Origin of the sequence: Butyricicoccus sp., from assembly GCF_050872565.1 — a bacterium.
Lineage (GTDB): Bacteria > Bacillota > Clostridia > Oscillospirales > Butyricicoccaceae > Butyricicoccus_A.
This window is the reverse complement of the sequence record NZ_JBNMHC010000024.1, coordinates 1-12,426: the sequence shown is the minus strand read 5'-3', so window position 1 is coordinate 12,426 and position 12,426 is coordinate 1. Positions and strand designations below refer to the sequence as shown.

11 protein-coding genes are annotated in these 12,426 nt (G+C 52.2%); 4 read left to right on the top strand and 7 right to left on the bottom strand.

Annotated elements, in window-relative coordinates:
• Positions 1 to 318: 318 nt before the first annotated feature.
• Positions 319 to 1,404, top strand: coding sequence for a 3-phosphoserine/phosphohydroxythreonine transaminase (gene serC / locus ACR0P9_RS02315; RefSeq protein ID WP_432617237.1), 1,086 nt, complete (start codon positions 319 to 321; stop codon positions 1,402 to 1,404).
• 28 nt (positions 1,405 to 1,432) lie between these two features.
• On the top strand, positions 1,433 to 2,599 hold the full coding sequence (locus tag ACR0P9_RS02310; RefSeq protein WP_432617236.1) for a phosphoglycerate dehydrogenase: 1,167 nt from the start codon (positions 1,433 to 1,435) through the stop codon (positions 2,597 to 2,599).
• 153 nt (positions 2,600 to 2,752) lie between these two features.
• Here the strand turns inward: ACR0P9_RS02310 and ACR0P9_RS02305 are convergent, their stop codons facing one another.
• Complete coding sequence (locus ACR0P9_RS02305; RefSeq protein ID WP_432617235.1) at positions 2,753 to 3,481, bottom strand: GntR family transcriptional regulator; 729 nt, start codon at positions 3,479 to 3,481, stop codon at positions 2,753 to 2,755.
• A gap of 443 nt (positions 3,482 to 3,924) precedes the next feature.
• On the opposite strand from ACR0P9_RS02305, the gene ybaK reads away from it, so the two are divergent.
• Entirely contained in the window at positions 3,925 to 4,404 is a 480-nt protein-coding gene (ybaK, locus tag ACR0P9_RS02300; protein WP_432617234.1) for a Cys-tRNA(Pro) deacylase, read from the top strand.
• A gap of 32 nt (positions 4,405 to 4,436) precedes the next feature.
• Here ybaK and ACR0P9_RS02295 read toward each other — a convergent pair whose 3' ends face one another.
• On the bottom strand, positions 4,437 to 5,780 hold the full coding sequence (locus ACR0P9_RS02295; protein ID WP_432617233.1) for a D-alanyl-D-alanine carboxypeptidase family protein: 1,344 nt from the start codon (positions 5,778 to 5,780) through the stop codon (positions 4,437 to 4,439).
• Between the two features lie 206 nt (positions 5,781 to 5,986).
• On the opposite strand from ACR0P9_RS02295, the gene ACR0P9_RS02290 reads away from it, so the two are divergent.
• Positions 5,987 to 7,261: a dihydroorotase gene (locus ACR0P9_RS02290; RefSeq protein ID WP_432617232.1), complete on the top strand. Its 1,275-nt coding sequence runs from the start codon at positions 5,987 to 5,989 to the stop codon at positions 7,259 to 7,261.
• Between the two features lie 185 nt (positions 7,262 to 7,446).
• Here the strand turns inward: ACR0P9_RS02290 and rlmH are convergent, their stop codons facing one another.
• The 5 genes from rlmH to ACR0P9_RS02265 all read right to left on the bottom strand — a co-directional run.
• Complete coding sequence (rlmH, locus tag ACR0P9_RS02285; protein WP_432617231.1) at positions 7,447 to 7,929, bottom strand: 23S rRNA (pseudouridine(1915)-N(3))-methyltransferase RlmH; 483 nt, start codon at positions 7,927 to 7,929, stop codon at positions 7,447 to 7,449.
• Entirely contained in the window at positions 7,911 to 8,714 is an 804-nt protein-coding gene (locus ACR0P9_RS02280) for an MBL fold metallo-hydrolase (RefSeq protein ID WP_432617230.1), read from the bottom strand. The genes rlmH and ACR0P9_RS02280 overlap by 19 nt, the downstream gene beginning before the upstream one ends.
• A gap of 62 nt (positions 8,715 to 8,776) precedes the next feature.
• The gene (gene murA / locus ACR0P9_RS02275; RefSeq protein ID WP_432617229.1) at positions 8,777 to 10,045 is read right to left on the bottom strand and encodes a UDP-N-acetylglucosamine 1-carboxyvinyltransferase; all 1,269 of its coding nucleotides are present in this window, start codon (positions 10,043 to 10,045) and stop codon (positions 8,777 to 8,779) included.
• Positions 10,046 to 10,281: 236 nt separating this feature from the next.
• On the bottom strand, positions 10,282 to 11,406 hold the full coding sequence (locus tag ACR0P9_RS02270; RefSeq protein ID WP_432617228.1) for a hypothetical protein: 1,125 nt from the start codon (positions 11,404 to 11,406) through the stop codon (positions 10,282 to 10,284).
• Positions 11,403 to 12,426, bottom strand: a 1,024-nt coding sequence (locus tag ACR0P9_RS02265; protein ID WP_432617227.1) for a hypothetical protein, incomplete at its 5' end; no start/stop codon positions are given. The genes ACR0P9_RS02270 and ACR0P9_RS02265, both read right to left, overlap by 4 nt.

The window sequence follows — 12,426 nt, the reverse complement described above, 5'->3', positions numbered from 1 at the left end:
GGCAGACTACAGCTCAAGCGTTCCAGACGTCATATCTGACTGACTTTTGCGTAAAATGTGCTTGACTTTGCCGTATTTTTGTCATTCTTTGCAAGGTCAATCAACTGGTCTTGCAAAAATAGACAAAAATTTTCGCTTTCACGTGCTAAATTACAGCAGTCGGATGAAAACAAGTCTGGCATCTTGACAATTCCGCCCTGAATGCGATTTAATAAGAATGTCAGTTTGAACGAACTGGTAAAACTATCTGATTACATAGGGACCGATATTTGACTCTTTTTTATCCCTATGTACCGTTGAAAGGCAGGTATCATTCTCATGTCCAAAGGAAGAATTTATAACTTTTCGGCTGGCCCGTCCATGATGCCGCTGCCGGTCCTCGAGAAGGCAGCAGCAGAAATGACAAACTATGGCGGTTCCGGCATGTCAGTTATGGAGATGAGTCACCGTTCAAAGTACTACGACGATATTATCAACGGTGCGCAGGACGTTCTGCGCCGCGTATATAATATCCCGGACAACTACCGTATCCTGTTCATGCAGGGCGGCGCAACCATGCAGTTCTCCGCAGTTCCGCTGAACCTCATGGTAACCGGCAAGGCAGACTACGCCATCACCGGCAACTTCGCTCGCAATGCATACAAGGAAGCAAAGAAGTTCGGCGACATTCACATCGCTGCAACCTCTGAAGCCGACAACTTTACTTGGGTTCCGACGCCGGATCAGCTGGACGTTCGCCCGGATGCAGACTACTTCTACATCTGCGCAAATAACACCATCTTCGGCACAGAGTGGCACTATGACCCGAACACCGGTGATGTTCCGGTTGTTGCGGATATGTCCTCCAACATTCTGTCTAAGCCGGTAGACATTTCCAAGTACGGCATGATCTACGCTGGCGCACAGAAGAACATGGGCCCGGCTGGTATGGCAGTTGTCATCATCCGCGAAGACCTGATGGGTCACTACCGCGAGAACATGCCGGTTCTGCTGGATTACCAGCTGATGGCTGACAAGAACAGCATGTACAACACGCCTCCTACGTACTCCATCTACATGATGAAGCTCGTCACTGAGTGGGTCGAGCAGATGGGCGGTCTGGAAGCAATGGCAAAGAATGCTGACATCCGCAGCAGTATGCTGTATGACTATCTGGATTCTACTGATTTTTACAAGGGTGCTGCACAGAAGGCTTCCCGCTCCCGCATGAACGTCACCTTCCGCACCGGCGACGACGATCTGGATAAGAAGTTTATTCAGGAGTCTATCGACGCTGGCATGACCAATCTGAAGGGTCATCGTCTGGTTGGCGGTATGCGCGCTTCTATCTACAATGCAATGCCGATCGAGGGCGTTGAGTACCTCATTGACTTCATGAAGAAGTTTGAGAAGAACAACAAGTAATTGGCTTGTAAAAGGAGATTTTTCTGTCATGCATCAGGTAAAACTGTTTAATAAGATTTCTAATGCAGGTCTTGACCTGCTCAAGAAGGATTCCTACGAGTATTCGGAGGATCTGACGGACTATGATGCCATTCTGGTCCGCTCTGCTAAGCTGCACGATCTGGAGTTCCCGAAGGGACTCAAGTGCATTGCCCGTGCCGGTGCCGGTGTCAACAACATCCCGCTCAAGAAGTGCACGGAAAAGGGCATTGTCGTATTTAACACGCCGGGCGCAAACGCAAACGCCGTAAAGGAACTGGTTCTGTGTGGTCTGCTGCTGTCCTCCCGTGACATCATCGGCGGTGCAAACTGGGTCAAGACCCTCGCAGGCAACGGCGACCAGATCGGCGCGCTGGCTGAAAAGGGCAAGTCCAACTTTGCCGGTCCAGAAATCGCAGGCAAGACGCTGGGCGTCATCGGTCTGGGTGCCATCGGTGTCCGCGTGGCAAACGCTGCCATCGAGCTGGGCATGGAAGTTATCGGTTATGACCCGTATCTGTCCGTAAACGCTGCTCTGAACATTCAGCGCGGTGTCACCTATACCGCAGATCTCAACGACATCTTTGAGAAGGCTGACTACATTACCGTACACGTTCCGCTGATGGATTCCACCCGCGGCATTGTCGGTGCAGAAGGCATCGAGAAGATGAAGGACGGCGTTCGCATTCTCAACTTCGCCCGCAACGGTCTGTGCGATGAAGACGCTGTCATCGCTGGTCTGGAATCCGGCAAGATCGCAAGCTATGTCACCGACTTTGCTTCCGAGAAGCTGCTGGCACAGCCGAAGGCCATCTGCCTGCCGCATCTGGGTGCTTCCACACCGGAGAGCGAAGACAACTGCGCACGCATGGCTGCTGAGGAACTGATCGAGTACCTCGAAACCGGTACCATCCGCAACTCCGTCAACTTCCCGAATCTGCGCGTGCCGCGTGAAGCAAATATCCGTATCTGCATCATGCACCGCAATATTCCGGATATGATCGCGCGCCTGTCCACCACCCTGTCCAACCAGGGCATCAACATTGAGAACATGGGCAGCCGTCCGCGTGACGAAATTGCTTACACCATCATGGAGACCAATGACGAACTGTCCGACGAGACCAAGGCTGCTCTGCAGGCTGTAGAAGGCGTCATTTCGTTCCGTGTTATCGAGTAATCATATCTTCTATATAATTTACCGCAAAAGCGCCGCTTCCTTCGGGAGGCGGCGCTTTTGTATGTCCCAAAACAGTAGCAGCTCCGCGCTTTACCTGCGCGGAGCTGCTGACAAAGAGAGATAGAAAAAGTTTGGAAGAATCAAAGATATGGTTTACTTTTCGCGGATACGGGTCACGGAAAAGTTGAAGATTTCACTGCGCAGATAATCCACGGTATACAAAACCGGATTGCCGCGGGAGTCAAAGTGCTGCTGCTCCATGCCGAGAATCTGCATGTTCTGATTCTCTCCGCGCAGCTGCACAGCCAGCGGGTCATCATTCTGTGGAATCAAGATGTGCGCCGAAGAGCGGCTGACAAAGATGCCCTTGCGGCGTTCAAAATAGGAAAACAGCGAATCCGGCATGTGCATCGGGTCCAGCTCATCCGCCAGATATACCGGCATATAATGCATACTGCAGCAGATCGGCTCGCCATTCTTGGCGTAGCGCGTGCGATTGACATAAAACACATTGATACCGGACTTGACGCCGAGAGCGGATGCTACCTCACTGGTCGGAATAGTCAGACCAGTCGTATAGCTGGAGCGTCCCTCTGCGATGCCAGCCTGACGAATCATTTCGCTGACGGCACACAGACGTGTCAAATCATTTTCTGCCTTGGCGGACACTTCCATGAGGAAGGTTCCCACACCATGCTTGGAGTAGATAATGCCCTCTCGCCGGAGCAGCTCCAGCGAGGCACGCCATGTTTCGCGGCTGATACCGAAGTGCTGTGCCATTTTGGTCTCGGACGGCAGGCGTTCTCCCGCCTGATAGATTCCCTCACGGCACATAACCATAAATTCTTCTTTTGCCCGCAGCGATGATGACATGCGTTTCATTTCTAACCCCTTTCTACTTGTCTAGACCTATTTTCTCTCTGGTATAGACTTCTATGTTATCTTGTCCAACCTATCGTTTACAGAGGTACATGTTGGAGCGGATGTTGTCTGCTTTCGTTCTTGTTGTACTTAGTATATCCTGTTCCGGTCAGAAAGTAAATTCGCAGTTTACACAAAATGCGGGCACGTGCACACAGCACTTTTACTAATTATGTGCGCGTGCACGCAATTATTTTGCGTGCACATTCGCGTCTTCAAGATTGTTATTTTTCGGCATTCTCCGCTGTCCGGCACGGCATACAACTCGTTGCAGTTGTCGGGCAACTTCCCGCAGTTTCCTCTGTGTGGCAGATCCTTCCTGTTTTCGTAAAAAACGCTGTCTCTTCTGCTGTTTTGGTGTATAATAGCAGTATCATTCCATGAAACAATAGGAGGCCTTTTCTATGGCTGAAAATAAAACCAATGCCATGCGTATGCTTGACCGCGCAAAAATCCCCTACACGCCGCACAGCTACGAGTCGGACGGAGAGCATGTAGACGGCATTTCCGTTGCCGCTTCTCTCGGCGAACCGCTGGAGCGCGTCTATAAGACCCTCGTGACCGCGGGCAAATCCGGCGGGCATTACGTCTTTGTCATTCCGGTTGCCGCCGAGCTGGATCTCAAAAAAGCGGCAAAAGCTGTCGGAGAAAAATCCGTGCAGATGATTCACGTCAAGGACATCAACAAGCTCACCGGATATATCCGCGGCGGATGCAGTCCAATCGGCATGAAGAAACAATTCCCGACGGTTCTCAGTGATTCCGCAACCGATTTGCCGACCGTCATTGTATCCGGCGGACGCATCGGTTTTCAGGTTGAACTGGAGCCAAATGCCCTGCTCGGTCTGATCCGCGGCAAATTCGGCGACATTGAGGTAAAATAAAAAGCTGAAACCTGTGGTTCCAGCTCTTGGGATTACTTGTTTTTGCGATTGCGTTTTTTACGCAAATTGTGCATTCTAATGACGAACAGAATCACGAACATCAAGACAATCGCACAAACGACTATGCTTGCGCCGATTATGGCGTCCTGAGCCAGACGCGGTAAACCGCTCAGCTTTTGATGCACAGAGGCAAGCACGCCTTGCTTTTCCGGCGTTTCTGTCTGCGTCTGCACTTCCTGCTCCTGCTTATCCGCTTTGCTCTCTGCAACAACCGGCAGCAGCACGGTTCTCAGCGGCGCAGAGCCGTCCAAGCCGGTTTCTTCCTGATAGGCTTTTCGACTGTCTTTGGCAACAGAGATTTGCATCTGTACACCGGAATCGGTCGTTTCACAGCGGTAAGACAAATCTTTGTCCGTCATGCCCGTTGGCAGGCGCAGCGCGACATCTTGCAGCTTTGCCTCATCCAGCGTATATCCGGCTTTTTTGACCGCTTTTTTCGCCTGTTTTTTCAGTTGATCGGTAGATACAGTCAATTTCGGATAACAGTTCTCTGCATAGTCGAGCAATGCCGTGGTCTCCGTAAAAATTCCGCTTTTTACCGGACAATTGAGCAAGGTGACAATCACATTGCTGCCGTCTTTTGTTTTGGCGCAGGCAACAAAAGTATTGTGCGCTTTGGTTGTCCAGCCGGTCTTGCCCGCATAAATGCGCGCATCGTAAACCGCATTGCCCTGTTCCAAGGCATTGACCTTGGTGTGAATCTGCCAGCCTTCCCCAATAACATTATCCGCTGGCAGGGTATAGTTTACAGCACCGGCATATTTGGCAAACGCCGGATACTGATTGGCAGCCCGTGTGATAATCGCCATATCATGCGCACAGGTGTAATGGCCATCGGTATCCAAGCCGTTCGGATTCATAAAATGCGTATGCGTGCAGCCGAGTTCCGCTGCCTTTGCATTCATCATGGCAACGAAATTATCTACGGTGCCGCCAATCGCTGCCGCCAAAATATTCGCCGCATCGTTGGCAGAATACACCAGCATACAATACATCAGTTCATCCAAGGTCAGTGTTTCTCCCGCCTCAAAGCCAATGCGCGTAGAGGCCGGATCGACGGTTGCCATTGCTTCATCCGTCGCTGTGGTTGAACCTTGCAGATCGCTGTTCTCCATCGCGACAAGTGCTGTCATCGTCTTGGTAATCGATGCCATCGGCAGCTGGGTATAGGCGTCTTTTTCATACAATATCTCTCCTGTATCTGCGTCCATCACACACGCACTCTGTGAAGTGGTCTGCGGCGCGACGGCGAGCGCAGATATGCTGCTGCACAGCAGCAGTACCGCCATCAGGCAGGCGGCAATCTTTTTTCCCATATATGTCCCTTCCATCCGTAAGTATGTTTTGGTTTTGGATAAAACCACCCTTTACTATACACGATAATCGGTAAAATAACAACCATATCGCTAACTTTTTAAGATTCTTCACAGGGACTTCACAAAATTGCGATGTTTCTGCTTTTATCCATTATTTTTTGTTTGTACACACCAATTTACCCCTAACAGACATAAAGGAGGCTTTTATGTTACTCATTCAAAACGGTACGGTTCTGGATCCGTATACCGAGACCTGCAAGAAGCTGGATATTCTGATTGACGATGCCGGTCTGATTCACCGCATCGCACCGAATATTCCAGAAAATCACGCGGAGGACATCTATGATGCATCCGGCTGCATGATCTCTCCGGGTCTTGTCGATGTCCATGTGCATTTCCGTGATCCTGGTCAAACGGAAAAAGAAGATATTTACACCGGCGCGGCAGCCGCAGAAGCAGGCGGTTACACCACCGTTGTGTGCATGGCAAATACCAAACCGACCTGTGACAATCTGGAAACCTTGCAGTACGTGCAGGACAAAGCGCGTCACGTCATGATTCATGTCTTGCAGGACTGTGCCGTAACCAAAGGCTTGGGCGGCAAAGAACTGGTGGATTTTGAAGCACTGCACGAAGCCGGTGCACCGGGCTTTACCGATGACGGTGTAAACTTGACCAGCGGCAAGCTGTGCTTGGAAGCCATGCGCCGTGCCAAGGCTCTGGGCGTTCCGCTGTCCTTCCACGAAGAAGATCCGGCCTATGTCCTGTCTCCCGGCGTCAATTACGGCAGCGAAGCCGCAAAGAAGTTTGATGTTCTCGGTGCGATGCCGTCTTCTGAAGAAGAGATGATTGCCCGCGACATTGAGCTTGCGCTGATGACCGGTGCCCGCGTCGCCTTCCAGCACATCAGCTCCGGCAAATCCGTCGCTCTCATCCGCGCAGGCAAGGCGCGCGGCGCAGACATTCACGCCGAAGCCACCCCGCATCATCTGGCACTGACACAAGATGATGTTTTGACGTATGGCGTCAACGCCCGCATGAATCCGCCGCTGCGTACCGAACAAGACCGTCAGGCACTCATCGCCGGTTTAGCAGACGGCACCATTGACATGATTGCCACCGATCATGCGCCGCACACGGCAGAGCAGAAAAACAAGCCGTTTGCGCAGTCCATGTCCGGCATTACCGGTCTGGAAACCGCTTTTTCTGTACTCAACACAGCTTTGGTTTGCACCGGCAAAATCACACCGATGCAGCTCATGCGCTGCATGAGCCAGAATCCGGCACAGTTCTACAACCTGACCAGCAAATCCATCGAAGAGGGCAACCGCGCAGAGCTGATGATTGCAGACTGGAACGAGGATGTTGTGTATACGGAGTATCGCTCCAAGTCCAGCAACACGCCGTTTACCGGCAAACCGCTCAAGGGCAAGATCAAGGGCATCGTGTGCGGCACGTATACCTCGCTTGAGAACGCTTGACAAGTATTTCAAACCACGTTATACTGAGTGTACAAAAAGAGCACTGACAACAACGGTTGTCCCCAAGCTAATTAGAAGTAATCCGTATAGTTGGGAGCTTTGCGGTTACTTCTTGCGGGTAATCCTGTCAGGTATAAGTAAAACAAAAATCCGGAGACATCGCCGATGTTCTCCGGATTTTGCTGTTATTTATGATATTTTCCGCCGGATGCGATATTGAGTGCTCGATACAGCTGTTCCAACACCATGACCCGCGCCAAATGATGCGGAAACGTCATCGGCGACATGGACAGGCGCAGCTGTGCCGACCGCTTCAGACTCTCATCCAGTCCGCACGAACCGCCGATGAGCACGCTGATATGTGACACACCATTTCCCATCCATTTGCTCAGCTTATCTGCAAATTGTTCACTGGACAGTGTACCGCCCTCAATGCACATGGCAACCACTGCACTGCCTGCCGGAATCTTTGCTCGAATTGCCTCTGCCTCTTTCGCGAGTGCTGCGTCAATCTGCGCCTGAGACGGACTATCCGGCAGACGCTGCTCCGTTAATTCTAAAATTTCCAGCTTACAATAGCCTTTGAGCCGTTTTTCATATTCGGCACATGCCTCGCGATAAAACTTCTCTTTGAGCTTACCAACACAAATCAATCGAACATGCAGCATGGTTTCTCCTCCTCTGTCAGTGGAATCGGCTGTTCCATTGCGCCGCGCGGCGCAACATATACCTCGCAGTCCGCACCACTCAGCGCGTGCTGGGTGCATCGCAGCGCGGTCAACGGATTATTGTTCTTATCACTCAAATGCGCCAGCACGAGCCGTTTCGCGCCGTTTTTGACTGCCTCCAGTGCCTCGACGGCACACGCCTCATTGGACAAGTGTCCCAGCTTGCCGCGGATGCGCTGCTGCAAATAAAACGGGTACGGTCCGTGCTTGAGCATATCGACATCGTGATTGGACTCCAGCACTACCGTGTCACAGCCGCAGATCGTCTGCCGCACTTTCTCGGACAAAAAGCCGGTGTCCGTCACATAGCCGAGCTGATGGCCGCCGCCGTCAATGCGATAGGCAACCGGTTCTGCGGCGTCATGAGAGATCGGCATAGACTGTACATGCAGCTGGTCGACAGAAAATTCTTCTCCGCCTGCAAACATGCGGAGATTCTTTTTTGCCTGCGGCAGCTTTTGCAGAATCGCCGCCGCGGTGCCGAACGATGCGTACACCGGCAACTCATATTTTTTGACAAAGGTCGCCAAACCCTTGATATGGTCTGTGTGCTCATGCGTGAGCAAAACCGCGGACAAATCCGGAATTTCCATATCAATACGGTGCAAAGCCTGATTGAGCGCGCGAACCGACACACCCAAATCAATCAAAACCGACGTCTCGCCGGATTGCCACACAGCGCAGTTTCCCGAAGAGCCGGAAGCCACGGAATAATAAAAACTCATGGGTATCTCCTTCGACAAAAACGGGGAACTGCCTCGGCAGTTCCCCGCAAAGCTACGAGAGCTTATTCGTTTACTCGTTCCATCTCGCCGCCGATGCCGCATACCTTTTCAACCAGGTTTTCATAGCCGCGCTCGACGTAGCCAATGTTGGAAATCGTCGTCACACCGTGTGCTGCCAGACCAGCAATGACCATTGCTGCACCGGCGCGCAGATCATGCGCGACAACATCCGTGCCAGTCAGATCCGGCACACCTTCAATCACAGCGGTCTCCTTAAAGACACTGATGTGTGCGCCCATCTTCTCCAGCTCTTCCGCATAACGGAAGCGGTTCGGCCAAACCCCCTCTGTGATGTGGCTGGAACCGTCTGCCAGTACCATCGCTGCCGCCATCTGCGGATGCATATCAGTCGGGAAGCCCGGATACGGCATGGTCTTGAGGTTGGTGTGGCGCAGCGGGCCATTGCGGATGATGCGAACCGAATCGTCATACATCTCGACCTTGACGCCCATATCCTCCAGCTTGGTTCCGATACATTCCAGATGCTTCGGAATGACATTCTTGATGAGAACGTCGCCGCCGCAGGCTGCAACTGCTGCCATATAGGTACCTGCTTCAATCTGATCCGGAATAATCGAGTACGTGCCGCCATGCAGGCTTTCTACACCGTTGATGACGATCTTGTCCGTACCGGCGCCCTTGATGTCAGCGCCCATCTGATTGAGGAAGTTTGCCAAATCGACGATGTGCGGCTCCTTCGCCACATTCTCCATCACCGTCTGACCCTTTGCAAAGACAGCTGCGAGCATGACGTTCATCGTCGCACCGACAGTGACAACATCAAAATAGATGTGATTGCTGACCAGACCCTCCGGCGCAATCGCCGAGATAAAGCCTTCCGGCTCGACGCGGATATAGCTGTTGAGTCGCTCGAAGCCCTTGATGTGCTGATCGACAGGACGAATGCCACCGAAATTACATCCGCCCGGCATAGCCACGCGGGCATGTCCATATCTGCCCAGCTCTGCACCGATAAAGTAGTACGAAGCGCGCAGACGCGTCATCAGTTCAAATGTCTCTGGGCTTTCCAGATCCATCGTGCCCTTCTCGGTCTGAATGGTTGTCTCATCCAAACGGGTAATTTTCATGCCCATCTTTTCGAGAATCTCAAATTGCAGCATGACGTCAACAATATTTGGAACATTTTTAATAATACACGGCCCATCAACCATCAATGTTGCCGGCACGATAGCAACAGCAGCATTTTTTGCACCACTGATCGTGACTTCGCCGTTCAGCGGATGTCCGCCCTTGATGATATATTTCTCCAACGAAACCTTCTCCTTAAAATCCTAACTGCCAGGATAGTTGTTTCCCCAGTTACCCTCTATTGAATCTACATTTCATGTGCCGATTCAAGAATTTCCCTGTCAACACATGTATACGAATAATATGTTAACACAACTATTACAAGAACGCAAACGATTTTTACATTTCCGCCGGTTTTCCCTTAAAAAAACAGTTTTATAGGACAAAAAGCATTTTTTTGGTACGGGATGCACAAAAATCATCCCTCAGCATTCCAAACGTTATCCGCCGTATCGGTCTCGTTTTGTTGTGACGCGGCATTGGATGTGCCGGAATCTGCCGGATTCTCCGTGTTGGCGTCGGTTGTATCCGAAGCAGGTGCTTCGCTGTCTGTGTTGGTATCCGGCTGTGTCCATGCTGCCTGTGTGCCGGAGCCAGCATCCGGCGCACTGCCGCTTCCCGCTCCGTTGGCATCACCCGATTGGCTGGTCTCTCCGATACTCTCCGCCGTGACTACTTTGCCGGTCAGGATATTCAAAATGAAATCGCCCTGATCGGTGGAAAATCGCCAGCAGGGAATGGTGGCAAACCGCCCGCCGCTCCGATCGGACAGAACATAGGCCGCCTGTACATTGAGGATTTGTCCTGCGCCGCTCTTCGCTGCGAGGAACTGGAACAACGCCTGTTGTTCGGAATAGGTCTCCAACGCGCGAATCTCCAGCGGCTGCGCAGTGCCGTCGCACCAAGTGCCGGTAATCGTAAAAATATTGTCCGGCGCAATGGAAATATCCAAGCTGCATCCAATCAGCTCTGTGCCTTCAATTTCCTGCTGCACGCTGACGGCAAAGCCGGTATTGTCCTGTGTCGCAGCAATCTGCTTTTCCGGCACGTCAAATCCTGCCTTTTGCAGCAGTTCAAATACTACTTTGACCGCCTGATCGGTGTCCTGCGGTGCTTCTACATCTGACAGCTGCACACTGGCATCCAGCTTGCCCGACTGTGACCACGATACGGTTCCGTTGTCACCGCTCCAAACCGCAGCGTTTCCTTTGGCTTCGGTCTGAATGTCTCCGCTCAGCAGAGCAAATGCCAGCTGTTTTTCTGCGGTTTCATCCGCACGCAGGGTGTACGCCTGCGGCACGTGTTCCATGGTGCGATACACGCTCGAGCCGCACAGGATGCCCTGCTTTGCGAGCATACTGTCAATCTGCTGATGTGTTTTGTGCCGGATCCAAGTGTCATAGCTCTTCGCACAGCCCAACGCCGCCAACAGCACCAAATTGACCACAAGCAGGGCGGCAATCGCTGTATTTTTTACACCGCTCCACGGGCGGATACCCGCTGTCTTCGGCTGCTTATCCCGCCGCTTTTTCCACAGCTTCACGATGCACCACCTCCCTGAATCAGATGGTCAAAGTCCTGCATGACAACCGTAATATGCTCCGGTGTCAGCGTTCGATTGATCTCGTTCTTTGTATCATCCTTGCCGTATTGCAGAACATACCACTGCGGGGATACCGCTGTGCCAGTCGTATCATACCAAGCTGTCGCGTTCGTGCTGTTCTGATTGTCATCCCAGGAGACATCGGCATCGTTGTCCTCTGCGTTCCAGTTGGCACTGTCCGTGCCGGAGGCATTGGCATACGCATTGTTCCAATCGTTTGCCGTTTCCTTTGCCTGATCGACATAGCGCAGACTAAGAACGGCATCGGCATCAAACGACAGCGAAGCTGCCGCCTGTTTTTCCGGCATGACAGCGATTGTCTCTCCTGTCGATTGGCAGGTACGCAGAGCCAGCTCTGCGTGTGTCAGCATTCCATTGTCAAAGGTATAGCGCGCAACATAGCCAGACGCCGCATTGTCCACCGGTACGCCGTCAATCTGCATCCCATATACGACGATAAACCGTCCCTTGTCATCTGTATATGTCTTTTTCAGTGACGGCTGTGCACCGCTGCCGATGGCCTCCAAGGTCTCACCGGTCAGCCGATACGCGGTCTGGACATACTGCTGGTACAGCTTCTGTCCATGCGCCGCAGTCACGCCGATGCCGCTTCCGTCATACACCGCTGTGCCGTCTTTTGCCAGACGGAACGTATTTTCTCCGGATGCATATACCGTCTTTCCGCCCGAAGTATAGGCGCGCTGCACAGCGTCCTTTGCCTGCAATCCAAACGCTGTGAGTACATCCTCGATACCGTCCTGTCCGGCATACGGCGCAAAGGACATTACGTCAAAGGTCATACCGCCCGCATGATACAGAACATCCGGCGAAATGACAGCGGTTTTTTCGTCTACCGCCAAGCTGCATCCGTTCGGGTCGAACTGCTCGACAGACAGCTGAAAATCTTCATCCTGCACAGAAGTCTCTGCGCATTTGATGACGCCGCTGCTGCTGTCGCGG